This is a genomic window from Streptomyces prunicolor (assembly GCF_045162825.1).
Classification (GTDB): Bacteria; Actinomycetota; Actinomycetes; order Streptomycetales; family Streptomycetaceae; genus Streptomyces; species Streptomyces prunicolor.
This window is the reverse complement of sequence record NZ_CP108676.1, coordinates 7,402,052-7,427,609: the sequence shown is the minus strand read 5'-3', so window position 1 is coordinate 7,427,609 and position 25,558 is coordinate 7,402,052. Positions and strand designations below refer to the sequence as shown.

Annotated in this window: 26 protein-coding genes; 7 read left to right on the top strand and 19 right to left on the bottom strand. The window is 69.1% G+C overall.

Translation table 11 applies throughout. The features are described from left to right. Positions 1–56: 56 nt before the first annotated feature. Together OG588_RS34330 and OG588_RS34325 are read left to right on the top strand one after the other, a co-directional pair. On the top strand, positions 57–1,364 hold the full coding sequence (locus OG588_RS34330; protein ID WP_405950620.1) for an ABC transporter ATP-binding protein: 1,308 nt from the start codon (positions 57–59) through the stop codon (positions 1,362–1,364). Continuing rightward, on the top strand, positions 1,361–2,233 hold the full coding sequence (locus OG588_RS34325) for an ABC transporter permease (protein ID WP_405950619.1): 873 nt from the start codon (positions 1,361–1,363) through the stop codon (positions 2,231–2,233). The genes OG588_RS34330 and OG588_RS34325 overlap by 4 nt, the downstream gene beginning before the upstream one ends. Before the next feature lie 26 nt (positions 2,234–2,259). Here OG588_RS34325 and OG588_RS34320 read toward each other — a convergent pair whose 3' ends face one another. Continuing rightward, on the bottom strand, positions 2,260–2,592 hold the full coding sequence (locus tag OG588_RS34320) for a hypothetical protein (RefSeq protein ID WP_019060742.1): 333 nt from the start codon (positions 2,590–2,592) through the stop codon (positions 2,260–2,262). 221 nt (positions 2,593–2,813) lie between these two features. Between OG588_RS34320 and OG588_RS34315 the strand changes: the two genes are divergently transcribed. Beyond that, positions 2,814–3,842: an LLM class flavin-dependent oxidoreductase gene (locus OG588_RS34315; RefSeq protein WP_317776163.1), complete on the top strand. Its 1,029-nt coding sequence runs from the start codon at positions 2,814–2,816 to the stop codon at positions 3,840–3,842. A 106-nt stretch (positions 3,843–3,948) separates the two neighbouring features. Here OG588_RS34315 and OG588_RS34310 read toward each other — a convergent pair whose 3' ends face one another. Beyond that, entirely contained in the window at positions 3,949–4,341 is a 393-nt protein-coding gene (locus OG588_RS34310; RefSeq protein WP_366098226.1) for an SCO5389 family protein, read from the bottom strand. A 253-nt stretch (positions 4,342–4,594) separates the two neighbouring features. On the opposite strand from OG588_RS34310, the gene nucS reads away from it, so the two are divergent. Beyond that, complete coding sequence (gene nucS / locus OG588_RS34305) at positions 4,595–5,266, top strand: endonuclease NucS (RefSeq protein WP_363097072.1); 672 nt, start codon at positions 4,595–4,597, stop codon at positions 5,264–5,266. 60 nt (positions 5,267–5,326) lie between these two features. Here nucS and OG588_RS34300 read toward each other — a convergent pair whose 3' ends face one another. From OG588_RS34300 to OG588_RS34290, 3 genes are all read right to left on the bottom strand, one after another. Then, the gene (locus OG588_RS34300) at positions 5,327–7,852 is read right to left on the bottom strand and encodes an ATP-binding protein (RefSeq protein WP_405950618.1); all 2,526 of its coding nucleotides are present in this window, start codon (positions 7,850–7,852) and stop codon (positions 5,327–5,329) included. A 288-nt stretch (positions 7,853–8,140) separates the two neighbouring features. After that, positions 8,141–8,464 (bottom strand): STAS domain-containing protein, encoded by a 324-nt coding sequence (locus OG588_RS34295; protein ID WP_019060737.1) that lies wholly within the window; start codon positions 8,462–8,464, stop codon positions 8,141–8,143. Positions 8,465–8,627: 163 nt separating this feature from the next. Continuing rightward, positions 8,628–9,476 (bottom strand): 3-hydroxyacyl-CoA dehydrogenase family protein, encoded by an 849-nt coding sequence (locus OG588_RS34290; RefSeq protein ID WP_328679009.1) that lies wholly within the window; start codon positions 9,474–9,476, stop codon positions 8,628–8,630. A 194-nt stretch (positions 9,477–9,670) separates the two neighbouring features. On the opposite strand from OG588_RS34290, the gene OG588_RS34285 reads away from it, so the two are divergent. The 3 genes from OG588_RS34285 (at position 9,671) to OG588_RS34275 (ending at position 12,704) form a co-directional block, all read left to right on the top strand. Beyond that, positions 9,671–10,243: a cob(I)yrinic acid a,c-diamide adenosyltransferase gene (locus OG588_RS34285; protein WP_405950617.1), complete on the top strand. Its 573-nt coding sequence runs from the start codon at positions 9,671–9,673 to the stop codon at positions 10,241–10,243. Between the two features lie 221 nt (positions 10,244–10,464). Continuing rightward, positions 10,465–12,291, top strand: a complete 1,827-nt coding sequence (locus tag OG588_RS34280; protein WP_405950616.1) for a glycosyl hydrolase family 18 protein — start codon at positions 10,465–10,467, stop codon at positions 12,289–12,291. A 206-nt stretch (positions 12,292–12,497) separates the two neighbouring features. Beyond that, positions 12,498–12,704 (top strand): hypothetical protein, encoded by a 207-nt coding sequence (locus OG588_RS34275; RefSeq protein WP_405950615.1) that lies wholly within the window; start codon positions 12,498–12,500, stop codon positions 12,702–12,704. On the opposite strand, the gene OG588_RS34270 is transcribed toward OG588_RS34275, so the two are convergent. The 14 genes from OG588_RS34270 to OG588_RS34205 form a co-directional block, all read right to left on the bottom strand. Beyond that, positions 12,691–13,137 carry a DUF2550 domain-containing protein gene (locus tag OG588_RS34270; RefSeq protein WP_026150981.1) on the bottom strand — a complete coding sequence of 149 codons (447 nt, stop codon included), beginning with the start codon at positions 13,135–13,137 and terminating at the stop codon, positions 12,691–12,693. The two genes, OG588_RS34275 and OG588_RS34270, sit on opposite strands and share 14 nt — an antisense overlap. Positions 13,138–13,275: 138 nt before the next feature. Next, positions 13,276–13,650 carry a F0F1 ATP synthase subunit epsilon gene (locus OG588_RS34265; RefSeq protein ID WP_019060727.1) on the bottom strand — a complete coding sequence of 125 codons (375 nt, stop codon included), beginning with the start codon at positions 13,648–13,650 and terminating at the stop codon, positions 13,276–13,278. 110 nt (positions 13,651–13,760) lie between these two features. Next, positions 13,761–15,197, bottom strand: a complete 1,437-nt coding sequence (gene atpD / locus OG588_RS34260) for a F0F1 ATP synthase subunit beta (protein WP_019060726.1) — start codon at positions 15,195–15,197, stop codon at positions 13,761–13,763. Beyond that, positions 15,197–16,111 (bottom strand): F0F1 ATP synthase subunit gamma, encoded by a 915-nt coding sequence (locus tag OG588_RS34255; RefSeq protein WP_327401278.1) that lies wholly within the window; start codon positions 16,109–16,111, stop codon positions 15,197–15,199. Before OG588_RS34255 ends, atpD begins: the two co-directional genes overlap by 1 nt. A gap of 20 nt (positions 16,112–16,131) precedes the next feature. Beyond that, complete coding sequence (gene atpA / locus OG588_RS34250) at positions 16,132–17,721, bottom strand: F0F1 ATP synthase subunit alpha (RefSeq protein ID WP_266862340.1); 1,590 nt, start codon at positions 17,719–17,721, stop codon at positions 16,132–16,134. A 130-nt stretch (positions 17,722–17,851) separates the two neighbouring features. Beyond that, on the bottom strand, positions 17,852–18,667 hold the full coding sequence (locus OG588_RS34245) for a F0F1 ATP synthase subunit delta (RefSeq protein ID WP_405950614.1): 816 nt from the start codon (positions 18,665–18,667) through the stop codon (positions 17,852–17,854). Then, complete coding sequence (locus OG588_RS34240) at positions 18,664–19,209, bottom strand: F0F1 ATP synthase subunit B (RefSeq protein WP_033285403.1); 546 nt, start codon at positions 19,207–19,209, stop codon at positions 18,664–18,666. Before OG588_RS34240 ends, OG588_RS34245 begins: the two co-directional genes overlap by 4 nt. 41 nt (positions 19,210–19,250) lie before the next feature. Beyond that, a complete protein-coding gene (locus tag OG588_RS34235; protein WP_033285402.1) occupies positions 19,251–19,487 on the bottom strand; it encodes an ATP synthase subunit C in 237 nt (78 codons plus the stop codon). A gap of 75 nt (positions 19,488–19,562) precedes the next feature. After that, positions 19,563–20,384, bottom strand: coding sequence for a F0F1 ATP synthase subunit A (gene atpB / locus OG588_RS34230; RefSeq protein WP_405950613.1), 822 nt, complete (start codon positions 20,382–20,384; stop codon positions 19,563–19,565). A 225-nt stretch (positions 20,385–20,609) separates the two neighbouring features. Further along, positions 20,610–21,023: a hypothetical protein gene (locus tag OG588_RS34225; protein ID WP_393034860.1), complete on the bottom strand. Its 414-nt coding sequence runs from the start codon at positions 21,021–21,023 to the stop codon at positions 20,610–20,612. Between the two features lie 294 nt (positions 21,024–21,317). Further along, positions 21,318–22,637: an MraY family glycosyltransferase gene (locus OG588_RS34220; RefSeq protein ID WP_398852522.1), complete on the bottom strand. Its 1,320-nt coding sequence runs from the start codon at positions 22,635–22,637 to the stop codon at positions 21,318–21,320. 129 nt (positions 22,638–22,766) lie between these two features. Next, entirely contained in the window at positions 22,767–24,005 is a 1,239-nt protein-coding gene (glyA, locus tag OG588_RS34215) for a serine hydroxymethyltransferase (protein ID WP_405950612.1), read from the bottom strand. A 233-nt stretch (positions 24,006–24,238) separates the two neighbouring features. After that, entirely contained in the window at positions 24,239–24,907 is a 669-nt protein-coding gene (locus tag OG588_RS34210; RefSeq protein WP_043683118.1) for a low molecular weight phosphatase family protein, read from the bottom strand. After that, positions 24,904–25,551: an L-threonylcarbamoyladenylate synthase gene (locus OG588_RS34205; RefSeq protein WP_019060715.1), complete on the bottom strand. Its 648-nt coding sequence runs from the start codon at positions 25,549–25,551 to the stop codon at positions 24,904–24,906. The genes OG588_RS34210 and OG588_RS34205 overlap by 4 nt, the downstream gene beginning before the upstream one ends. Between the last annotated feature and the right edge of the window lie 7 nt (positions 25,552–25,558).

The following is a 25,558-nucleotide window of genomic DNA, read 5'->3' as shown; positions in this document are numbered from 1 at the left end:
TAACCCTTACGGGGGCGTGCGCCCTGCTGTCCTGATCCTTTCGATGGGTGCGGAGCATGATCGAGGCTGTCGGCCTGACCAAGCGGTACGGCGACAAAACCGCCGTGTACAACCTTTCCTTCCAGGTGCGGCCCGGCGCCGTCACCGGTTTCCTCGGGCCCAACGGCTCGGGCAAGTCGACGACGATGCGCATGATCCTCGGCCTGGACAACCCAACGTCAGGACAGGTGACGATCGGCGGCTTCCCCTACCGCAAGCTGCCGAACGCACCCAGACAGGTCGGTGCCCTGCTCGACGCCAAGGCCGTGCACGGTGGCCGCAGCGCCCGCAGCCATCTGCTCAGCCTGGCCCAGCTCTCGGGCATCCCGGCCCGGCGCGTGGACGAGGTGCTCGGGGTGGTGGGCCTCCAGGACGTGGCGAGAAAGCGCTCCAAGGGCTTCTCCCTCGGCATGGGCCAGCGGCTCGGCATCGCCGCCGCGCTCCTCGGCGACCCCCAGGTGCTGCTCTTCGACGAGCCGGTCAACGGGCTCGACCCCGAGGGCATCCTCTGGGTGCGGAACCTGATGAAGGCGCTTGCGGCGGAGGGCCGTACGGTCTTCGTCTCCTCGCACCTGATGAGCGAGATGGCGCTGACCGCCGACCACCTCATCGTGATCGGGCGCGGGCAGCTGCTCTCCGACATGAGCGTGCGGGACTTCATCTCGGCGAACTCCGCCGATTTCGCGCGCGTGCGCACCCCGGACACCGAGCCCCAGCTCCGCGAGAAGCTGACCTCCGCGCTGACCGAGGCGGGCGGCCACGTGCTGCCCGAGCAGGACGGCGGGCTGCGCGTCACGGGACTGCCGCTGCCGCGCATCAGCGACATCGCGCACGACACGGACGTACGGCTGTGGGAGCTGTCCCCGCATCAGGCCTCGCTGGAGGAGGCGTACATGCGGATGACGCAGGGGGCCGTCGACTACCGCTCGACGATCGACCAGAAGGCCGGCCTGATGCAGCAACCGCCGCCGGGCGTACAGCCGCCCATGCCGGTACCGGGCCAGGGCCAGCCGGGCTGGTACGCGCCGCCGTCGCCGCAGCAGGGCGGCCAGCCGTTCGGGATGGGCCAGCCCCCGACGAATCCTTACGGCGCCCCGAACCCGTACGGCGCCCCTGCGGCGCCCGGTGCGGCGCTGCCGGGCCCGTACGGGCCCCCGGCGCCCATGGCTCCCCAGGCGCCGTCACAGGCGCCTCAGGGCCCGGCTCAGGATGCGCCCGCGGTTCCGGCACCCGATGCCGCCCCGGCTCCCGCGCCCGCGCAGCCCGCCGCCGCCTCCTCCCCCGCACCCGCCGCCGACCTGACCAAGCCCGAGGACGCCCGATGAGTACGCCTCAGCCCCCGATGCCGCAGGCAGCCGCGCCCAACTGGCAGGCGGCGCCCGGTCCTTCGTACGGCGGGTACACCTCGCCGATCCCGGTGGTGCGCACGCATCTCGGGCATGCGCTCGCCTCGGAGTGGACGAAGATCAAGTCGGTGCGTTCGACGATCTGGACGCTCGGTGTGTTCGTGGTGCTCGTCGTCGGCATCGGGCTGCTCGCCGCCGTCGTGGTCAGCAACTCCTCGTCCGAGATGAACGGCGAGAACCCGCTCTCCCTCGGCTTCTTCGGGCTGCTGCTCGGCTCCATGTGCATCATCACGCTCGGCGTGCTGACCACGGCCTCGGAGTACGGCACGGGCATGATCCGCACGACGATGACCGCGTGCCCCAGCCGGGGCCGGGTCCTCGCGGCGAAGTCGATCGTGTTCTTCGGGGTCGCCTTCGTGGTGACGCTGGTGGCCGCGGGGTTCATCGCCTTCGTGGACGCCTCGCTGCTGGAGAACAACGGCGCGAAGGACCCGTCCGCCGGCGAGTGGCTCAAGGGGACGGTCGGCGTCTCGCTCTACATCGCGCTGCTCGGGCTGCTCTCGCTGATCGTCGGCTCGATCATCCGGCACTCGGCGGGCGCGATCACCGTGATGATCGGCGCGGTGCTCGCCCCGCTGGTCATCGCGCTGTTCATGTTCTCGCAGTCGCTGGAGGACGTACGCCAGAAGCTGTTCGAGTACTCGATCCCGAACCAGCTGAGCGTCTTCTACTCCAACTCCCTGACGGAGAGCGGACCTTCGGGCTGGGACCCGCTGTGGATCATCGTGGGCGTGACGGCCGTGGCGTTCGCGGGCGCGGTCGCGCTGCTGGAGCAGCGGGACGTGTGAGCCGCACCACTTTTTAGCAGGTTCGCCTAGAACTTCGGCGCGTTCCTGGACCGCTGCACCCGTGTGGTGCGGCGGTCCTTCGCGTTCCAGCAGGCCTTGTGCCAGTGGCGGCGGTCGTCCACGCCCGCGTGCTCCGGCCAGGCCACGACGTGCGGTACGCCGGAGGGGATCTGCTGGTCGCAGCCGGGGCAGCGGTACGTCTTGCCCTGCGCGCTCGCCCCGGCGACATGGCGCACGCTCCACTCCTCGCCCTGCCAGTGCTCCGTGGACTGCCAGCCGCCGTAGCGGCCCGAGCGCTCGTCGTCGGCACTCTGGCCGGGGGAACCGGACTCCTTGGGTCGGTTGCGACGCGGGGACACAGAACACCTCACGGGGCTATACAGGAGGCAAGGGCTGTGTCCAGCCTACGTGGCGCGGACAGGGGTACGCGAAGGGCATCAACCCACACAAGTCCCCCTCGGGACCGCGCATTCTGCAGACAATCCGCAAATCTCTTCGCCAGGCCGTGTCTTCGGCACGTGTCGGACGGTTATGCCCGGTGGGGGAGCTCCGTGTCGGAGCCAAGGAAGCAGGAAGAACCATGCGCGTCGGAAGTTTTGTGTTGGCCGCCCAGTTCCCGGGGCAGGGCCAGGGGGAGGCACTGCACCGCGCGGTCCGCTCGGTGGAGGTCGCGGAGGAAGCCGGTCTGGACACGGTCTGGCTGGCCGAGCACCACTTCGTGCCCTACGGCACCTGCCCGTCCGCGGTCACCCTGGCCGCGTTACTGCTGGGCCGCACCCAGCGCATCCGCGTCGGCACCGCGGTCAGCGTGCTGTCCACCGTCCACCCGGTCGCCCTGGGCGAACAGGCCGCGCTGCTGCATGTGACGAGCGGCGGGCGCTTCTCGCTGGGCGTGGGACGCGGCGGGCCGTGGGTCGACCTGGAGGTGTTCGGCTCGGGCCTCGCGGCGTACGAACAGGGGTTCCCGGAATCACTCGATCTGTTGATGAACTGGCTGCGCGAGCCGTCGGTCGCGGGCACCGGGGACCGCTTCGCGTTCCGTGAAGTCCCGGTCGTACCAAGGCCGTCGGAGGCGCTGTCGGACGCGCCGGGCCCCGAGGTCGTCGTCGCCTGCACCTCCCCCGCGAGCGTGCGGCTGGCGGCCGAGCGGGGCCTGCCGATGCTGCTCGGTATGCACGTCGGGGACGAGGAGAAGGCGGAAATGGTCGCCCTGTGGCGGCAGTTGGCGCGGGCGGCCGGTCGATCGGCGGAGGAGATCCACGGCGCGGCCCATGTGTCGGCCGGCGTCTGCCAGATCGCCGACCGGCGGGCGGACGCGGTGGAGGCCCTGGTGAAGGCGATGCCGGGCTGGTTGAAGCAGGGGCTGGACGCCCATGTGACGGTGGACGACCGCGAGCGCCGGATGCGCGACCCGCTCGCGTACACCGAACTCCTTTGCGGACTGCACCCGGTGGGCACCCCGCGGCTGTGCGTCGACCGGCTCGCGGCGACCTCCGAGCGGACCGGCATCTCCCGCTTCGCGCTGCTCGTCGAGGGGTCCGGGGACCTCGCGGCGACCGAGGAGAACGTACGGCGGCTCGGTGCCGAGGTGCTCCCCCACCTCGGCTGAGCGATCCGTGCTGAACGATCCGTACCGAGCGATCCGCGGGGAGCTTGCCGCCCCGTACAGTGCACCTCCCGCGTACGGAGCGGCAAGCAAGTGCGCCGTAGCCGCGTCAGCAGTCCCTGAACTCCGGGGACTGGTTGAGCAGTTGGCTGCGCACGGAGGTGAAGCGGGCCAGCGTCTCGTTCACCGAGCCGTCCAGCGGGAACACTGCCACCCGGTGGCAGTTCTGGAAGGCCAGGCGTACACCGAAGTGCCGCTGCAGCGCGCCGCGTATCGCGTCACTCGCGAGCGCACGCAGCAACTGACCGCGTGCCTGCTCGTCCGGCGGCGGCGTCTGGTTGTCGGCGAACGCACCGCCGTCGACCTTCAGCTGAGCCACCAGGGAGCTGATCATCTCCCATGCGTAAGGCAGGGAGGTCCGGACGCAGTCGACGAATTCAGCTTCGTCGACCTCGCCTCGCTCGGCCTTTTCGAGTAGGGCCGGTGAGACGTCGAGCGACATGGGTTCTCCTCTCGCACCCCCAACTCGTGGGGGTTGCCGGACAGATAAGGGAGTCCGCGATGACGAACACGCTGCGTACATGTCTCGCGACCTCCCGTTTATACGGTAGGCAACGGAGGGGGGCGGCACCAGGAGAATGCGTACATAGGGAACTCTCAATAGGCCCACAATCGGCCATGAATGAACAAGGGGCGTCACGGGTCTTCCAGGGCGAATCGCGTCGACCCACGCCCGTCGAGTAGCGTTGCCCACCATGCGTCTCGTCATTGCCCGGTGTTCCGTGGACTACGCGGGCCGGCTCACCGCCCACCTCCCCTCCGCCCCCCGTCTGATCCTGGTGAAGGCGGACGGCAGCGTCTCGATCCACGCGGACGACCGGGCCTACAAGCCCCTCAACTGGATGTCTCCGCCCTGCACGCTGAAGGAGGGTTCCGGGGACGACGAAGGTGTCTGGACCGTCATCAACAAGGCGGGCGAGAAGCTCATCATCACGATGGAGGAGATCCTCCACGACTCCTCGCACGAACTCGGCGTGGACCCCGGCCTGATCAAGGACGGCGTGGAAGCGCACCTCCAGGAGCTGCTCGCCGACCGCATCGACACCCTCGGCGAGGGCTACACGCTGATCCGCCGTGAGTACATGACGGCCATCGGCCCGGTCGACATCCTGTGCCGGGACGCCGAGGGCCAGACCGTCGCGATCGAGATCAAGCGGCGCGGCGAGATCGACGGCGTGGAGCAACTCACCCGCTACCTGGAGTTGTTGAACCGCGACCCCCATCTCGCCCCGGTCCGCGGCATCTTCGCCGCCCAGGAGATCAAGCCCCAGGCCCGCGTCCTCGCCACCGACCGCGGCATCGGCTGCACGGTCCTGGACTACAACGCCCTGCGCGGCATCGAGGACGACAAGCTGCGCCTGTTCTGACCGATACGAAAAGGGCCGGTTCCGATCATCGGAGCCGGCCCTTTCCTGTCGTACGGAGGGTCAGATCACGGTGCCCGCACTACTCGACGTGTCCGCGCCGGCGCTCTCGGGCGCGGCCGAACTGGTCGTGTCGACAGGGGCACTTGAGGTTGCGCCGCTCGCCGAGGTGTCGGTGGACGGGGTGATCGACGGCGTGGGCGAGTCGGTCGGCGTCGGGGACTCACTCTGCGACGGCGACGTCGAAGTGCTCGGGGACGTCGACCTCGTGGGCGTCGGGCTCGACGAAGTCGGCTTGCTCGTCGGGGACTTGGTCGGCGACGGAGAGTGTGACCCGTTCCCCGACCCGCTCGTCCCGCTCGGGTTGTCCGAAGGCGTCCCGCTGCCGTCCGTCGGTGTCGGGTCGTCCGACGTGCCGTAAGTGCCGTCCGGGCCCGGATCGGTCGGGCTGCTGGTCGCCGTGCCCGTGTCGCTGTTGTCGCCCTTCTTCGCCTTGTCGGCGCCGAGGCTGTCGTCGCCGGTGCCCTGGCTGGCGGACGGGTTGACGCCGACCTTGTCGGACGGGTTGTCGGCGTTGTTGTTGGACGTGGCGCCGAGGGTGACGACCGTGCCGAGGACGGCGGCGAGCAGGACGCCCGCGCCGGCCGCGACGAGGTTGCGCCGAGCGTAGCCGCGCAGACCGCCCCGGGCCTTGTTGTGGGCCTTCGGGGTCGAGGACTGGTGGGAGACGAGGGTGTACGTCTCGCCGGACGGCTGGAGCGGCGGGAAGGGCGCCGGTATGCCGCCGGGCGGCGAGGCCGACTCCTCGTAGCGCGCGTCGGGCACCTCCTCGCCCGCTGTGGAGCCGAGGGCGAGCGCGATGCCGGAGCGGTCGGCGACCAGGGCGAGGGCACGGCGTCCGGCGACGGCACCGCGCTTGTCGGCGGCGGCACCGCGCAGGCCGATGGAGGACTCCAGCTCGGCACGGGCCCGGTCGAGGTCGCCCTCGCACAGCGCGAGGACACCCAACTCGTGCTGGAAATAGGCCTGTTCACTCACGTCGTCGGCGAGCTGGGCGGCCTCGGCGCCGGCGCGCAGGGCGTGCTCCCAGGCGCTCCAGTGCAGTCCGGCGGCGAACGCGGGGGCCGCCGTGCGGGCCAGGTGGACGGTGGTGCTCTCCTCGCCGTCACCGGGCGGTGTCGTCGCCGGCAACAGGGCGACTAGCGCGGCGAGCAGGGCGTCCGCCTCGGCGCACACGCGCTCGGGCGTGACCGAGGGGTGCCCGGCCCACCAGGAGTAGTGCAGGGCGGCGATCAGGGCGCCGGACTCGACCTCGTCGCCGTATCCGGCGGCCTCCAGCTGGGTCTGGACGCCGGCGGCGAGCCGGTAGCGGGAGCCGACCGGGGAGACCAGCCCACAGCCCGCGAGTTCGCCGAGGGCGGCGTCCGCGTGGGTGTCGCCGACGAGCGCGGGCAGATGCGCCTGGTGCGGCACCTCGCCGCCGAGCGCGACGGCGAAGCGCAGGGTGGCCCGCGCCGAGGTGCTGAGCCGGGAGGCGAGCAACGGCGCGGGCGCGGCGGCCTCGCCGAGGGACGGCAGGGGTACGTCGTCGCCCTGGTCGGGGTCGAGGGGCGGGGCGTCGAAGGGCGCGTCGACCGGGGGCGCGTCCTGGAAGACGCCGAACTCCTCGACGGCGCTGGTGCCGACGCGCAGTTCGTCGCGCTGGCGGAGCAGGGCACCGGCCTGGACGAAGCGCAGGGGCAGGCCCTCGGACTCGAAGTAGAGGTCACCCGCCCAGTTCGCCTCCTCCTCGGTGAGGACACGGCCGACCGCGCGCTCCAGGACCTCCACGGCGCCGGGCCGCCCGAGGCCGCCGAGGAAGACCTCCTCGATGGCGGAGTCCGCGGACGGTGCCGGGACCTCCGGGGTCGCGGCGATCAGGAAGGCGCACTCGGGCGTCGCGTCGAGCAGTTCGTCGAGCGCGGCGGCACCGAACTCGATGTCGTCGAGGACGACGACCGCACCGATCTCCCGTGTCAGGGCGAGGAGTTCCTCGCGGGCGGGCCGGTGCAGGGGTGCGTCGTAGACGGCGTGGAAGAGGTCGTGGAGGAGGTCGCCGGCGGTGCGGTGGAAGCCGTTGAGGCGGATCACGCCGTCGGGGGCGAGGTCCAGGCAGTCCTCGGCGACCAGGTCGAGCAGGCTGGTGCGGCCGGAGCCCGAGGGGCCGGTGAGGCGTACGGAACGGCCGCGGGCGAGCAGCCGTACGAGGCGCTCGCGCTCCTCCTGGCGTTCCAGGAGCGGCAGTTCGGGGCGGTTCAGGCCGGGCGGGGCCGGTGGTCCGGCGGCGCGGGCCGCCTCGGCGCGCTCGGCGGCGCCGAGCTTCGCGGGCCGGACGGGCCGCTGTCCTGGCGGGCAGACCTCGATCTCGCTGCCGTCGACGGGATTGACGGTGAGCAGGAAGTCGCCGGTGACCAGCTGCACGGTGCGGGCCATCGCGGGTGTGTGCTGGCCGAAGTCGGGTGTGAGGGGTTCCCGGGGCGGGCGCTGACGCGACGACATGTCGTCGCCGTCATGGCCGTACTCCTCGGGTCCCCGGTCGATCGGGTCCATAGGTCCAAGCCCCCCAAAAGCGTCGTGTGCGGGTCGACAGGACCCAGGCCCCTCCCGGCCTTGTGCACACCGCGCTGTCGCTTCTGGTCCGGGCCCGCTCGAAGGGTGGTGAGGCAGCGGGCGACCGAACCCTAAACCTTCGCACAGTATCTACGACAGGCCGGGGTACCGCGCGGTGCGAGACGTCACAGTCTCATGAGGATTGTGCGCGGTAGGTGTGGGGCGGGCGCCCGACCGGGCCTCTTCCGAAAAGTGTGTCACTTTCGGCGAAAGTGACACACTTTGGGATCACACCCTGGGAAGGGACTCGACCCCGATCCCGCCCTCGATGGCGAGGATGCGGTGCAGCCGGGTGGCCACGAGCAGGCGCTGCATCTGCGGCGGTACGCGGCGCAGCACCAGGCGGCGTCCGCAGCGGCCGGCCCGTCGGTGGGCTCCCATGATCACGCCGAGGCCGGTGGCGTCCCAGGAGTCGAGCTCGGACAGGTCCAGCACCAGATCGCCGACTCCGTCGTCGACGGCCGAGTGCAGGACCGTACGGGCGTCCGCCGCGCTGCGGACGTCGAGGCGGCCCCCGACGACCAGCTCGACGTGGTCGCCCCTGATGTACATATGCGCTCCCCGTGAGTGCGGTGGCGTACTCGGTGTTGTCTGTGAAGTCGGCGAAGTCGGTGACGCAACCTCTGACTGCGTGAAGTGCCGGGAAGTTGCCGTCTGTGAGCGAACCGATACCGAATTCACCCCTGCGTGTGATGGGGCAGGGGCGTGTGCGGTTTCAGTGCTTGTAGAAGCCCTGCCCGCTCTTGCGTCCGATGTCACCGGCGTCCACCATTCGGCGCATCAGCTCCGGCGGGGCGAACTTCTCGTCCTGTGACTCGGTGTAGATGTTGCTGGTCGCGTGCAGCAGGATGTCGACGCCGGTGAGGTCCGCGGTGGCCAGCGGGCCCATCGCGTGACCGAAGCCCAGCTTGCAGGCGAGGTCGATGTCCTCGGCGGTGGCGACGCCCGACTCGTACAGCTTCGCCGCCTCGACGACGAGCGCCGAGATGAGACGGGTCGTCACGAAGCCGGCCACGTCACGGTTGACGACGATGCAGGTCTTGCCGACGGATTCGGCGAACTCCCTTGCGGTGGCGAGGGTTTCGTCGCTCGTCTTGTAACCGCGCACCAGCTCGCACAGCCCCATCATCGGGACGGGCGAGAAGAAGTGCGTTCCCACGACGCGCTCCGGACGCTCCGTCACGGCCGCGATCTTCGTGATCGGGATGGCGGAGGTGTTGGAGGCGAGAACGGCGTCCTCGCGCGCGATCTTGTCCAGCGCGCGGAAGATCTCGTGCTTGACTTCCAGCTTCTCGAAGACGGCTTCGACGACGATGTCCGCGTCGGCGACGGCGTCGAGATCGGTGGTCGCGGTGATCCGCCCAAGGGCCGCGTCGGCGTCGTGCGCCTCCAGCTTGCCCTTGCTCACGAACTTGTCGTACGAGGCCTTGATGCCGTCGGTGCCACGCTTGAGGGCTTCGTCGGTGACATCGCGCAGGACGACGTCCCAGCCCGCCTGCGCGGAGACCTGGGCGATACCGGAACCCATGAGTCCGGCGCCGATGACGGCAAGCTTCCGTGCCACTGTGCGACTCCCCTTTGAAACGCTTACAGCGTGTATCCGTATGCCTCTCGGCGGACACTAGCGAAGGTGCGGCGCTGTGTGACCGGTAAGTAACGCGCGTCACGTCTCATCTGACGGACATCACACCGGGGCGGGTCATTCGACCCCCCGTACGGCCTAGTTGAGCACCGGCCGGCCCTGACTACGCTGGCCACATGGTCAATCTGACGCGCATCTACACCAGGACCGGCGACCAGGGCACCACCGCCCTCGGCGACATGAGCCGGGTCGCCAAGACCGACGTCCGCATCTCGGCGTACGCCGACGCCAACGAGGCGAACGCGGCCATCGGCACGGCGATCGCCCTCGGCGCCCTCCCCGAGGACCTCGTCAAGGTCCTCACCCGCGTCCAGAACGACCTCTTCGACGTGGGCGCGGACCTGTGCACGCCGGTGGTGGAGAACCCCGAGTTCCCGCCCCTGAGGGTCGAACAGTTCTACATCGACAAGCTGGAGTCGGACTGCGACCACTTCAACGAGCAGCTGGAGAAACTCCGCTCCTTCATCCTCCCGGGCGGCACCCCGGGCGCGGCCCTGCTCCACCAGGCGTGCACGGTCGTACGGCGGGCGGAGCGGTCGACATGGACGGCCCTGGAGACGTACGGCGACGTGATGAACCCTCTGACGGCGACCTACCTCAACCGCCTCTCCGACCTCCTGTTCATCCTGGCCCGCACGGCCAACAAGGAGACGGGGGACGTCCTTTGGGTGCCCGGCGGGGAGCGCTGACCGGCTGTCGGAGAGGGCGGTAGATGTCCCGGCGGGGGCGGCGGCGGTTTCAAACGGCTTTGCCGGTGCGTGAGTTGGGGTTTAGCACACCTCTACCAAAGTGGTCCAGACCTATTGACCCGTGGTCCAGACCTTTCTATTCTCGCGGCACTGTGGGTGCGAAGGCTCAGTCGCGCCCCACCATCCTCGAGATACCCCCCGACACCCCGAGGAGGCGCTCAATGCGCTTCAGACAACGAGCAGTTGCCGGGTTCACCACCCTGCTGCTTCCGCTCGCCGCTCTCGTCGGTCTGGCCGCCCCCGCCGAGGCCGCGTCGACCGCCACCGCCACCTTCACCAAGTCCAGCGACTGGGGTACCGGCTTCGGCGGCCAGTGGACCGTCAAGAACACCGGTACCAGCGCGATCAGTTCATGGACGGTCGAGTGGGACTTCCCCTCCGGCACCTCCGTCACCTCGGCCTGGGACGCGGACGTCACCAACTCCGGCAACCACTGGACCGCGAAGAACAAGTCCTACAACGGCAGCATCGCCGCGGGCGCCTCCGTCTCCTTCGGCTTCAACGGCGCCGGCAGCGGCTCGCCCTCCAACTGTCTGCTGAACGGCGGCAGTTGTGACGGCGGCACCACCGTCCCCGGTGACGCGGCCCCCTCCGCGCCCGGCACCCCCACCGCCTCCGCGATCACCAACACCTCGGTGAACCTCTCCTGGAGCGCGGCCACCGACGACAAGGGCGTCAAGAACTACGACGTCCTGCGCGACGGCACGAAGGTCGCCACGGTGACGACGACCTCGTACACCGGCACCGGCCTCACCGCCGGCACCGACTACTCGTACACCGTGCAGGCCCGCGACACCGCGGACCAGACCGGCCCGGTCAGTGGCTCGGTCGCCGTGCACACCACGGGCGGTACGACCACTCCCCCGACCACCGGCAACGCGGTCAGGCTCGGGTACCTCACCGAGTGGGGCACGTACCAGCGCAACTACCAGGTCAAGAACCTGGTGACGTCCGGCTCCGCCGCGAAGATCACGCACATCAACTACGCCTTCGGCAACGTGACCAACGGGCAGTGCGCGATCGGTGACGCCTACGCCGACTACCAGAAGACGTTCACCGCGGACCAGTCGGTCAGCGGCGTCGCCGACACCTGGGACCAGCCGATCGCCGGCAACTTCAACCAGCTGCGCGAGCTGAAGGCCAAGTACCCGAACATCAAGATCCTCTGGTCCTTCGGCGGCTGGACCTGGTCCGGCGGCTTCGCCCAGGCCGCGGCCAACCCGACCGCGTTCGCCAACTCCTGCTACAGCCTGGTCGAGGACCCGCGCTGGGCCGATGTGTTCGACGGCATCGACATCGACTGGGAGTACCCGAACGCCTGCGGTCTGTCCTGTGACACCAGCGGCGCGGCGGCGTACAAGAACCTGATGCAGGCCCTGCGCGCCAAGTTCGGCTCCAACAACCTGGTCACCGCCGCCACCACGGCGGACGGCACCTCCGGCGGCAAGATCGACGCCGCCGACTACGCGGGCGCGGCCCAGTACGTCGACTGGTACAACGTGATGACGTACGACTTCTTCGGCGCCTTCAACGCCACCGGCCCCACCGCCCCGCACTCCCCGCTCACCACCTACAGCGGCATCCCGACCCCGGGCTTCACCACGGCCGACGCGATCGCCAAGTTCAAGTCGAAGGGCGTCCCCGCGAACAAGCTGCTCATCGGCATCGGCTTCTACGGCAGAGGCTGGACCGGCGTCACCCAGGACGCCCCGGGCGGCACGGCCACCGGCCCGGCGCCCGGCACCTACGAACAGGGCATCGAGGACTACAAGGTCCTCAAGACGTCCTGCCCCGCCACCGGCACCATCGCGGGCACGGCGTACGCCCACTGCGGCACCAACTGGTGGTCCTACGACACCCCGAGCACGATCGCCGGAAAGATGAGCTGGGCCAAGACCCAGGGTCTGGGCGGCGCGTTCTTCTGGGACTTCAGCGGCGACACCAGCAACGGTGAGCTGGTGAGCGCCATCAACAGCGGGCTGAGCTGATCCCCACACGGCTCAGCACCACACCGCCGCGGGCGGACCTCACGGGTCTGTCCGCGGCGCGTTGTTTGGTGACGTGCGCCCCCGGCGTGCACCTCAGGGGGTCCTTCGGCCCGGAGCGGAGGCCGATCGGCGCCGCTAAGGAGCTCTTGACCTGGGGCATCTTGGTCCTACGACAGGAAGCGGAACACCGCACCACGGGGGAAACCATGACGCGCAGGTCCACGTCCCGCACCACCAAGAAGTCCGTCCACGCCTGGGCCGCGCCGGCCAGTGCCCTCGCCACAGCGGTCGCCGCCGCTGTCATGGCCGCCTGCCCGGTCGACGTCACCGTGACCCTCGGCTCCGCGCCCCACACGGTCGTCGTCAGTCAGGCCGACGTGCCCAACCCGGTGTGTCCGGTCATGCCACGTTGACCCTCTGCCCGGGCGGAGCCGCCTCCAGCCAGGCCAGGAAACCCGTCAACGCGTCCTCGCTCATGGCCAGTTCGAGGCGCGTGCCCCGGTGCAGACAGGTCAGGATGATCGCGTCGGAGAGCAGAGCCAGCTCCTCCTCGCCCTCGGGGAGGCGGCGGCCGGCGACCTCGATCGCGGAGCGTTCCAGCGTGCGGCGCGGGCGGTAGGCGTAGGAGAAGACGCGGTACCACTCGATGCGGTCGCCGTTGTAGCGGGCGACGCCGTAGCTCCAGCCCTTGCCGTTGGTGTCGGGTTTCTCCGGGACGTCCCAGCGCAGGGAACAGTCGAAGGTGCCACCGGAGCGCTGGATGAGTCTGCGGCGGAGGCCGAAGACGAACAGGCCCAGCACCACCAGGGCCACCACAATTCCGCACGCAGTCAGAGCGAGGACCATCGACACCGACCTCCTCGTCTCCTAGGTAAAACAGGTAACGGAACGGAAAAAACACCCACATTCGCCTCAGCCGCGGCTGGGGCCGGATTCCTCCGGTCCCAGCCGCGGCTGAGTCACGTCATCGCGTCAAACCTGGGTTCAGCGCGTCTCCACCGCACGCAGTCGGACGTCCGCGCGGCGCTCGGCGGACTCGTCGCCCGCCGCCTTCGCCTGCTCCAGCTCGCGCTCCACGCGCTGGACGTCGATCTCGTCCGACAGCTCGGCGATCTCGGCGAGCAGCGACAGCTTGTTGTCCGCGAACGAGATGAAACCGCCGTGCACCGCGGCGACGACCGTCCCGCCGTCGCTCGTGCGGATGGTCACCGGGCCCGACTCCAGCACACCGAGCAGCGGCTGGTGACCGGGCATGACGCCGATGTCGCCGGACGTGGTGCGCGCGACGACCAGGGTGGCCTCGCCGGACCAGACCTGGCGGTCCGCGGCGACGAGCTCGACATGCAGCTCAGCAGCCAAGGTGGGCTCCTCGGGTCACCACCCGGCGGTCGTGCCGGGTGTGGGTTCAATTCTAGTAGGCATGAAAGAGGGGGTGGGACACGCCCCACCCCCTCAGGTGAAGCACGGGGTCAGGAGACGCCCAGCTCCTTCGCGTTCGCCTTCAGGTCCTCGATACCACCGCAGAGGAAGAACGCCTGCTCCGGGAAGTGGTCGTACTCGCCGTCGATGATCGAGTTGAAGGCCACGATCGACTCGTCCAGCGGGACGTCCGACCCGTCGACGCCGGTGAACTGCTTGGCGACGTGGGTGTTCTGGGACAGGAAGCGCTCCACGCGACGGGCACGGTGGACGGTGAGCTTGTCCTCCTCGCCCAGCTCGTCGATACCGAGGATCGCGATGATGTCCTGAAGGTCCTTGTACTTCTGCAGGACCGTCTTGACGCGCATCGCGGTGTTGTAGTGCTCCGCCGCGATGTACCGCGGGTCGAGGATGCGGGACGTGGAGTCCAGCGGGTCCACGGCCGGGTAGATGCCCTTCTCGGAGATCGGACGGGAGAGAACCGTCGTCGCGTCGAGGTGGGCGAACGTGGTGGCCGGGGCCGGGTCGGTCAGGTCGTCCGCGGGGACGTAGATCGCCTGCATCGAGGTGATCGAGTGACCGCGGGTCGAGGTGATGCGCTCCTGGAGGAGACCCATCTCGTCGGCCAGGTTCGGCTGGTAGCCCACCGCGGAGGGCATCCGGCCGAGCAGGGTCGAGACCTCGGAACCGGCCTGCGTGAAGCGGAAGATGTTGTCGATGAAGAACAGCACGTCCTGGTTCTGCACATCGCGGAAGTACTCCGCCATGGTCAGACCGGCCAGGGCCACGCGCAGACGGGTGCCCGGGGGCTCGTCCATCTGGCCGAAGACGAGCGCCGTCTTGTCGATGACGCCCGAGTCGGCCATCTCCTCGATGAGGTCGTTGCCCTCACGGGTGCGCTCGCCGACACCGGCGAACACGGAGACACCGTCGTGGTTGTTGGCGACGCGGTAGATCATCTCCTGGATGAGCACCGTCTTGCCGACGCCGGCACCGCCGAACAGGCCGATCTTGCCGCCCTTGACGTACGGGGTCAGCAGGTCGATGACCTTGACGCCGGTCTCGAACATCTCGGTCTTCGACTCGAGCTCGTCGAAGCGCGGGGCCTTGCGGTGGATGGACCAGCGCTCGCCCGTGTACTTCTCGTCGCTGTTCAGCACCTCACCGAGGGTGTTGAACACCTTGCCCTTGGTGAAGTCACCGACCGGGACGGTGATGCCCGTGCCCGTGTCGGTGACGGCGGCCTGGCGGACCAGACCGTCGGTGGGCTGCATCGAGATCGTGCGGACCAGGCCGTCACCCAGGTGCTGGGCGACCTCCAGGGTCAGCGTCTTCTTCGCACCGTCCAGGGCCGGGTCGGCCACCTCGACGTGCAGAGCGTTGTAGATCTCCGGCATCGCGTCGACGGGGAACTCCACGTCGACGACCGGGCCGATGACCCGGGCGACGCGGCCCGTGGCAACGGCCGTCTCAACTGTCGTCGTCATTACTTGTCACTCCCCGCGGTCGCGTCGGCCAGGGCTGCGGAGCCACCGACGATCTCGCTGATTTCCTGGGTGATTTCGGCCTGGCGGGCCGCGTTGGCAAGACGGGAGAGCGTGGTGATCAGGTCTCCCGCGTTGTCGGTCGCCGACTTCATCGCGCGGCGGGTGGCGGCGTGCTTGGAGGCAGCCGACTGGAGCAGCGCGTTGTAGATACGGCTCTCGACGTACCGCGGCAGCAGGGCGTCCAGGACGTCCTCCGCCGACGGCTCGAAGTCGTACAGCGGAAGGATCTCGCCCGAGGGCACGTCCTCCGCGACCTCTTCGAGGCTGAGGGGCAGCAGCCGGCTGTCGATCGGCGTCTGCGTCATCATCGAGACGAACTCGGTGTAGACGATGTGGAGTTCGTCCACGCCGCCCTCCGCCGTGTCCAGCTCGATGGCCTCGATCAGCGGACCCGCGACCTTCTTCGCGTCCGCGTACTCGGGCTGGTCGGTGAAGCCGGTCCACTGCTCCGCGATCTTGCGCTCACGGAAGTTGTAGTGGGCGACACCGCGGCGGCCGACGATGTACGTGTCGACCTCCTTGCCCTCGGCCTCAAGACGTGCGGTCAGCTGCTCCGCGGCCTTGATGGCGTTGGAGTTGAAGGCGCCGGCCAGACCGCGGTCGCTCGTGAGGAGCAGTACCGCGGAACGGGTCGGCGTCTCCGCCTCGGTGGTCAGCGGGTGCCGGGTGTTGGAACCCGTACCGACCGCCGTGACCGCACGCGTCAGTTCCTTCGCGTACGGCGTCGAGGCCTGCACCTTGCGGTGCGCCTTGACGACGCGCGAGGCGGCGATCATCTCCATCGCCTTGGTGATCTTCTTGGTCGCGGTGACGGATCGGATGCGACGCTTGTAGACCCGGAGCTGGGCTCCCATGAGTCAGGTCCCTTCCTACGTCACTTGGCCGCGGCCGGGGCGTCCTCGCCGAGGAGCTTGCCGTCCGAGGTCTCGAACTGCTTCTTGAACTCGGCGATGGCGTCGGCGGCGGCGGTGAGGGTGTCGTCCGACATCTTGCCGCCCTCCTTGATGGAGGTCATGAGGCCCTGCTCCTTGCGGTGCAGGTACTCCAACAGCTCCGTCTCGAAGCGGCGGATGTCGGCGACCGGTACGTCGTCCATCTTGCCGGTGGTCGCGGCCCACACGGAGACGACCTGGTCGGCGGTGGCCATCGGCTGGTACTGCGGCTGCTTGAGCAGCTCGACCAGACGCTGACCGCGCTCCAGCTGGGCCTTCGACGCGGCGTCCAGGTCGGAACCGAAGGCGGCGAACGCCTCCAGCTCGCGGTACTGGGCGAGGTCGAGGCGCAGTCGGCCGGAGACCTGCTTCATCGCCTTGTGCTGCGCGGAACCACCGACTCGGGAGACGGAGATACCGACGTTCAGCGCGGGGCGCTGACCGGCGTTGAAGAGGTCCGACTCCAGGAAGCACTGGCCGTCGGTGATGGAGATGACGTTGGTCGGGATGAACGCCGAGACGTCGTTGGCCTTGGTCTCGACGATCGGCAGACCGGTCATCGAGCCCTTGCCCATCTCGTCGGAGAGCTTCGCGCAGCGCTCCAGCAGACGGGAGTGCAGGTAGAAGACGTCGCCCGGGTAGGCCTCGCGGCCCGGCGGACGGCGCAGCAGCAGGGACACGGCGCGGTAGGCGTCGGCCTGCTTGGAGAGGTCGTCGAAGATGATGAGGACGTGCTTGCCGTCGTACATCCAGTGCTGGCCGATGGCCGAACCGGTGTACGGCGCAAGGTACTTGAAGCCGGCCGGGTCGGACGCCGGGGCGGCGACGATGGTCGTGTACTCCAGCGCGCCGGCCTCTTCGAGCGCACCACGCACGGAGGCGATGGTGGAGCCCTTCTGACCGATGGCGACGTAGATGCAGCGAACCTGCTTGTTCACGTCGCCCGAGCGCCAGTTGTCGCGCTGGTTGATGATCGTGTCGACGGCCAGGGCGGTCTTGCCCGTCTGGCGGTCGCCGATGATCAGCTGACGCTGGCCACGGCCGATCGGGGTCATCGCGTCGACGGCCTTGTAGCCGGTCTCCATCGGCTCGTGCACCGACTTGCGGACCATGACGCCCGGAGCCTGCAGCTCCAGGGCGCGGCGGCCGGTGGTCTCGATCTCGCCGAGGCCGTCGATCGGGTTGCCGAGCGGGTCGACGACACGGCCGAGGTAGCCCTCGCCGACGGCGACGGACAGGACCTCTCCGGTGCGGGTGACCGGCTGGCCCTCCTCGACACCGCTGAACTCGCCGAGGATGACGGTACCGATCTCGCGCTCTTCGAGGTTGAGCGCAAGACCGAGGGTGCCGTCCTCGAACTTCAGCAGTTCGTTGGCCATGGCCGAGGGCAGGCCCTCGACCTTCGCGATGCCGTCGCCGGCAAGGGTGACCGTACCGACCTCCTCGCGCGAGGCCGCGTCCGGCTTGTACGACTGGACGAAGTTCTCCAGCGCGTCCCGGATCTCCTCCGGCCGGATCGTGAGCTCCGCCATCTGGGTTCCCTGCTCTCCTTGTTGGGCCCGAAGTTTCACTTGGGGGGATGGGGGGACTCCCCCCGTGACGAGGTGAATCCTCTGCACGGCCCAACTCGGGCCGCCTTACTACGTCTTTGTATGGGTGCTGCTAGCTCGCCATGCGGCGAGCGGCGTCATCGAGGCGGTCCGCGATGGAGCCGTTGATGACCTCGTCGCCGACCTGCACCCGGATACCGCCGAGGACCTCGGGGTCCACGTCGATGTTCAGGTGCATGTTGCGGCCGTAGAGCTTCGCGAGGGCGGCGCCCAGGCGCTGCTTCTGCGGGTCGCTCAGCGGGACCGCCGTGGTGACGACCGCGACCAGGCGGCTGCGGCGCTCGGCGGCGAGCTTGGAGAGGGACTCGAGTCCCGCTTCCAGGCTACGTCCCCGGGGCGCGGTCACCAGGCGGGTCACCAGTCGCTCGGTGGCCGGCTTGGCACGGCCGCCGAGCAGGCTGCCGAGCAGCTCGCTCTTGGCCGCGGTGCCGGCGGCGCGGTCGGTCAGCGCGGCGCGCAGTCCGGTGTTCGAGGAGACGATCCGGCCGAACCGGAACAGCTCGTCCTCGACGTCGTCGAGCTCGCCCGACTGCTGGGCGGCGGTGAGGTCGGCGGTGGCCGCCAGTTCCTCCAGCGCGTCCACCAGGTCGCGGGACTGCGACCAGCGGGAGCGCACCATGCCGGACAGCAGGTCGAGGGCGGGGCCGCCGACCTGGGCGCCGAGCAGACGCTCGGCAAGCTGGGCCTTGGCCTCGCCGTCCTGCGCCGGGTCGGTGAGGACCCGACGCAACGACACCTCACGGCCGAGCAGCGCGGTGACGGCGGCCAGCTCGTCGGCGAGCTGCGCCGCGTTCACGGACGTGGAGTCCGTCAGCGCGTCGAGACGCTCACGTGCGGCTGCCAGGGCCTCGCGGCTCGCTCCGTTCATCGTGCGGCCTCGGCCTTCTCCTCGAGTTCATCGAGGAAACGGTCGATCACGCGGCTCTGCCGGGCGTGGTCCTCGAGGGACTCGCCGACGAGCTTGCCGGCCAGGTCGGTGGCGAGCTTGCCCACGTCCTGGCGCAGCGCCTGCGAAGCGGCCTTGCGGTCGGCGTCGATCTGCGTGTGACCGGCGGCGACGATCTCCTCGCGCTGCCGCTGGCCTTCCGCGCGCATCTCGGCGATGAGCGTGGCGCCCTGCTCCTGCGCCTCCTGGCGCAGCCGCGCGGCCTCGTGCCGGGCCTCGGCGAGCTGAGCCTTGTACTGCTCGAGCACGCTCTGTGCCTCGGTCTGGGCGGCCTCGGCCTTCTCGATACCGCCCTCGATGGCCTCGCGCCGCTCGTCCAGAACCTTGTTGATGTTCGGGAGGAGCTTCTTGGCGAGGAAGCCGAAGACGATGACGAAGGCGATCAGGCCGATGACAAGCTCAGGGATCGGCGGGACGAGGGGGTTTTCCTTCGCCTCGGCCGCCAGAATGAGCATCTGGCTCATGTCAGTGCCTTTCGTCTAGTGGGCTGTCGATGAACGGCAGATCACTGGCCGTAGACGAACGGCATGACCAGACCGATGAGGGCGAGCGCCTCACAGAAGGCGAAGCCGAGGATCTGGTTGGCGCGGATCAGGCCGGCAGCTTCGGGCTGACGGGCAAGCGCCTGGGTGCCGTTACCGAAGATGATGCCGACGCCGACGCCGGGACCGATGGCGGCGAGGCCGTAGCCGATGGAGCCGAGCGAACCGGAGACGGCAGCGAGGGTCTCAGTGGCAGCCATGCTGATTCTTCCTTATCTATACGGACCGGCGGGGGTTGGCCACCGGACGCTCAGGGGTATTGCAGGGGGTGCTGCTCAGTGGTTCTCGGCGAGCGCGCCCTGGATGAAGGTGCAGGTCAACAGCACGAAGACGTAGGCCTGCAGGGCCTGGATGAAGAGCTCGAAGGCCGTCATCACGATGACCATGACGAACGAGACACCCGCGTAGGCGATACCGATGCCGTTGAGCAGGTACCAGCTGGCGATCGTGAAGAGCAGCAGCAGGGTGTGGCCCGCGAACATGTTCGCGAAGAGTCGCACGGCGTGGGTGAACGGCCTCACGAGCAGGTTCGAGAAGAACTCGATCGTCATGGCCAGCGGGAGAACCGGGCCGAGCGACTTGTCGTAGCCGGTGAAGTTCTTGAAGGCGCCGACGAATCCGTGCCGCTTGAACGTCAGCGAGACCCAGAGGATGTACACGATCGCCGCGAGGACGATCGGGTACGCGATGATCGACGTCACCGGGAACTGGGCGACCGGGACGATGGACCAGAGGTTCATCATCCAGATGAAGAAGAACAGCGAGACGACCAGCGGTACGTACTTCTCGCCCTCCTTCTTTCCGATCGTCTCGTAGACGACTCCGCGGCGGATGAAGTCGTAGCCGGACTCGGCGACCATCTGCAGCTTGCCGGGGACGACCTTCGGCTTGCGGAAGGCGGCCCAGAAGAAGCCGACGACGATGACCGAGCCGAGCAGCGCCAGCAGCATCGGCTTGTTGAAGTACACGTTGCTGTCGCCGTCCCCCAGAAGGGGCTTGAACAGGAACGAGTGCAGGCCGGGAGCCGGGAAGCCACAGCCGTCGAAGATGTGGCAGTCGGTCTCGAAGGCGAGCACCTGCGTCGGGTCAGCACTCACCGCGGGCTCCTTCAGCGTGGCGCATAGGTACGGCAACCTCGTTGTGTCGGCGCGGCGCGCAGCCGCGGTTCGGCACTGGACTGGTGTAACGGATGTGGGGGCGGCAGTGGGGCATCGAGCCTCGCGATTGAGCAGGCGTCAGCTCAGATGCCCGCGCCCGCGATGCCGCAGTTGGCACCGGACGATAGCAGGGTCGCTTACGTGCTCTTATCCCGGCCCTACCTCTCACGACGAATGCCCCGACTTCTCGGGCTCGACGTAGAGGATTTTGGCCTTCATGTGGGCACGGGTCTGCGCGACGGTCCAGACGATCGTTCCGGCGAGCAGGGTGAACGCGAAGGCTTTGGGATTGAACAGCGTGGTGTGCTTGAACGCGGCGAGGAAAATGAACAACAGAAGAATCTGCGCCGCGAAGAGCATGAGGCCCATCGCCTGGAACAGGTGCGGAAGCGATTTGGCAGTGCGCTGCAGAACGTAGAGCCCGATTCCCATGAAGAGGATCACGATCAGCGTCCCAACGGCTGCCCCAATAGCTCCTTCGCCGCCGGCGACCACACCACTGACGACGGCGGCAATCGCGCCGACGGCAGCTGTGGGCACAGCGGCTTGAAGGAGAATCCGGGCGTCATTGGACGGCATGGCGGCAACTCCGCTTGCTAAGGGGGGCGTGTCGTCATGGACGAGCGTAGTCCCGGGATGAGAGAGAACCTCACGCCAATGGACCGTCGCACTAGGGTCCTTCGGCTCTGTCCCGGGTTCTCGTGAACCGTATCACAAACTATTTGATGCGGTCTTTACCTAGAAGGTGTGCTTGCTGTCACACATGAGAGTGACAGTGCGCGTCTGTGCAAAATAGCGGCCAACTTGTCTGGTATGGGGAGGCTTTGTCTGCCCACGGGATGGCAACGCTTTAGTCAGATTCTTACCTTGGCGTCAGCGCGAGGACTCGGCTTTACGTCCGTCCAGGAGGCGCGAACGGGGGCCGACTGCGGTCGCCCCGTTGACTCCTGACACTCCGGTGACAACCGGAGGCCGCGGGTCACGCTCTTCCTCCGCCAACACCACGACAGGGTCAACTCCGGCCCTGCGACGGCGATATCGCGGCGGCACCAGGTGCTCGGCCCAGCGCGGGGCACGCGGCGTGAAGCGCGGCAGCAGGAGCAGTACGAGCCCGATCGCGCTCAGGAAGACGATGCCGAGGACGATCCACATCGAGGCCGAGTTGACCGAGTAGGACAGCGCCCCGAACGCGATCAGCGCCGACCAGAAGTACATGATCAGCACCGCCCGGCTGTGCGAGTGGCCGATCTCCAGGAGCCGGTGGTGCAGATGGCCGCGGTCCGCGGCGAAGGGCGACTGTCCGCGCCAGGTACGGCGGACGATCGCCAGCACCAGGTCGGCGGCCGGCACCGCGATGATCGTCAGCGGCAGCAGCAGCGGGATGTACACCGGCACCGTCTGGTGCACCGCCGCCTTCTCGGAGCCGACGAACAGCTGCAGCGCGTCCGGGTCGACCTGTCCCGTGATGGAGATCGCACCCGCGGCCAGCACCAGGCCGATCAGCATCGAGCCGGAGTCGCCCATGAAGATCCGCGCGGGGTGCATGTTGTGCGGCAGGAAGCCCAGGCACATGCCCATCAGGATCGCCGAGAAGAGCGTGGCCGGAGCGGCGGCCTCGATGCCGTACGAGTACCAGATCCGGTAGGCGTACAGGAAGAACGCGGCGGCGGCGATGCACACCATGCCGGACGCGAGGCCGTCGAGGCCGTCCACGAAGTTGACCGCGTTGATGGTGATGACGACCAGGGCGACCGTGAGCAGGGTGCCCTGCCACTGGGTCAGCGCCACGTTGCCGACGAACGGGATGGGCAGCCACAGGATCGTCAGACCCTGCATGACCATCACGCCGGCGGCGATCATCTGGCCGCCCAGCTTGATCAGGGCGTCGATCTCGAACTTGTCGTCCAGGACCCCGATCAGCCAGATCAGGGCCGCTCCGGAGAGCAGGGCGCGCGGCTCGTTCGAGTTCTCGAAGACCTCGCTGAGGTTGGTCAGGTGGTCGGCGACCAGCAGACCGGCGCACAGACCGAAGAACATGGCGATACCGCCGAGCCGCGGAGTGGGTTCCCGGTGCACGTCACGGGCCCGGATCTCCGGCATCGCCCCGGCCACGATCGCGAACTTCCGCACCGGCCCGGTCAGCAGATACGTCACCGCGGCCGTCACGCAGAGCGTCAGCAGGTATTCACGCACAGGCTTCCCCACAGGTCTCGCTGGCCATCACAGCCCCACACCCTAGCGAGGGACGCATATGGTTGGGGACTTCCGGGTAGCGACGATGGTTGCACGTGTGGCTGTGCACCTCGGTCCGGGTACCCCCGTTCAGCCCGGATACGGCAGGAATCCACCCACAAGATCCCGCACTTCGTCACGGGCCCGCCGGGCATCCACCCGCCCGCGCAGCACCCCCGCGACCAGCGCCGCGATCCCCGCCATCTCGCCCTCCCCCATGCCCTGCGTGGTCACCGCGGCGGTACCCAGCCGCAGCCCGCGCGAGTCTCCGTGCGGCAGCGCGCAACAGTCCAACACCACTCCGGCGGCAGCGAGTTGACCGCGAGCGGCCCGTCCGTCGACGCCGAGGGGCAGCGGGTCGGCGGTGATCAGATGGGTGTCGGTCCCGCCCGTCGTGACGACCAGCCCCTCCGCCGCCAACCCCGCCGCGAGCACCCGTGCGTTGGCGACCACCTGATGGGCGTACGCCGTGAAGGCCGGCGTCGCCGCCTCGCCGAACGCGACGGCCTTCGCCGCGATGGTGTGCATCTGCGCGCCACCCTGCGTGAACGGAAAAACGGCCCGGTCCACCCGTTCGGCCAGCTCGCTCCCGCACAGCAGCATCCCGCCGCGCGGCCCGCGCAGCACCTTGTGCGTGGTCGCGCAGACGACATCGGCGTACGGCACCGGGTTCGGCGCCGCTCCCCCTGCGACGAGGCCGATGGGATGCGCGGCGTCGGCGATGAGATAGGCGCCCACCTCGTCGGCGACCTCGCGGAAGAAGGCGTAGTCGATGTGCCGGGGATAAGCGATGGACCCGCACACGATCGCCTTGGGCCGATGGCTGCGGGCGAGGGTGCGCACCTGCTCGTAATCGATGAGCCCGGTCTCCGCGTCCACCCCGTACCCCACGAAGTCGAACCACCGCCCGGAGAAGTTCGCGGGCGACCCGTGCGTGAGATGCCCGCCGTACGGCAGCCCGAGCGCGAGGACGGTGTCACCGGGCCGCAGCAGCGCGGCGTACGCGGCGAGCACGGCCGAAGACCCGGAATGCGCCTGCACGTTGGCGTGCTCGGCCCCGAACAGCGCCTTCGCCCGTTCTACGGCGACGCGCTCGGCGACGTCGACGATCTCGCAGCCGCCGTGGTGGCGGGCGCCGGGGTATCCCTCGGCGTACTTGTTGGCGAGCGGGGAGCCGAGCGCGGCCAGTACGGCGGGCGAGGTGAAGTTCTCGGCGGCGACCAGCTGGAGAGTCGTCGACTGCCGTGCCAGCTCCCCGAGCAGGATCTCGGCCAGCTCGGGGTCCTGCCGACGCAGGACATCGGCCTCAAGGACAGGGGTGACCGACATGGTGGGCTCCGGGGCGTCGACGGTGACGTACGTCCAATGTAGGCCCGGGGCGGGTGGGGCGCGCGGTCGTTGTCAGGTCTTCGCGGGTACGCCTGTGAGGGCGGTGACCACGGGGTCGATCGCCTGATTTGGCCCCATCCCCGACGCGCCTCTCGCACTGCTCGGCCCCAGCGGGCCTCCCAGGCTTCGAGCCGCTGCGGCGGACTCCGTCCGCCGGCTGTGCTTCCGCCGGATCAAGTCCGCGCAGGTACACCCGTAAGGGCCGTCACCACCGGGTCGATCGCCTGGTTTATCTCGTCCCCGATGGAGCGGAAGAACGGGAGCGGGGCGCCGTACGGGTCGAAGACCTCGTCCGCTTCCGCCGTGGGGGCCAGGAGCCAGCCTCGTAGGGCCGCCGCCGCGCGGACCAGGGCGCGGGCGCGGGCCACCATGCCGTCCTCCAGAGGGGGCAGGGTCGCGGGGTCTATCGCCTTCACCAGGCGGGTGAACTCCTTGAGGGTGAAGGTGCGCAGGCCCGCCGAGTGGCCCATCGAGATGACCTGGGCGCGGTGGTCACGGGTGGCCGTCAGGACCAGGTCGGCGCGGATCACGTGGTCGTCGAGCAGCTCGCGGCCGGTGAAGCCGGAGGGGTCCGCGCCGAAGTCGGTGAGGACGGTCGCCGCGTTGGTCTCCATGGGTGCGCCCTCATGGCCCCACGTGCCGGCGCTCTCCACGATCAGCCCGCCCCACAGCGGGTCGCCGAGCCGGTCCGCCAGGGCATGACGGGTCAGCCGCTCGGTGATCGGCGAGCGGCACACGTTGCCGGTGCTGACGTGGAGGATGCGGAAGCTGTCCATGGGGAGCCCGAAGGTCCCCGTCACTTCCCCGTTGCCTATGCCACGCCCCGCGTCAGGGGCTGTCAATTCGCCACCTCGAGGTCGGGTACGACCTTGCGCAGCTCCTCCGCCGAGATCGCGCCCGCGCGCAGCAGCAGCGGCACCTCGCGGGTGACGTCGACGATCGAGGACGGCACGTTGCCGGGCGTCGGACCGCCGTCGAGGTACACGGAGACCGAGTCGCCGAGCATCTGCTGGGCCGCGTCACAGTCCTCCGGCGCGGGGTGCCCGGTGAGGTTCGCCGAGGAGACGGCCATCGGGCCGACCTCCGTCAGCAGCTCGATGGCGACGGGGTGCAGCGGCATCCGTACGGCGACCGTGCCCCGGGTGTCCCCCAGGTCCCACTGGAGGGACGGCTGGTGCTTGGCGACCAGGGTGAGGGCGCCCGGCCAGAACGCGTCGACGAGTTCCCAGGCCAGCTCGGAGAAGTCCGTGACGAGGCCGTGCAGCGTGTTCGGGGAGCCGATGAGGACGGGGGTGGGCATGTTGCGGCCCCGGCCCTTGGCGTCCAGGAGATCGGCGACCGCCTCCGAGGAGAACGCGTCGGCCCCGATGCCGTAGACCGTGTCGGTCGGCAGGACCACGAGTTCGCCCCGGCGGACGGCGGACGCGGCCTCGCGCAGACCCGTCGTGCGGTCGGTCGCGTCATTGGTGTCGTATCGCCGTGCCATGTCTAGC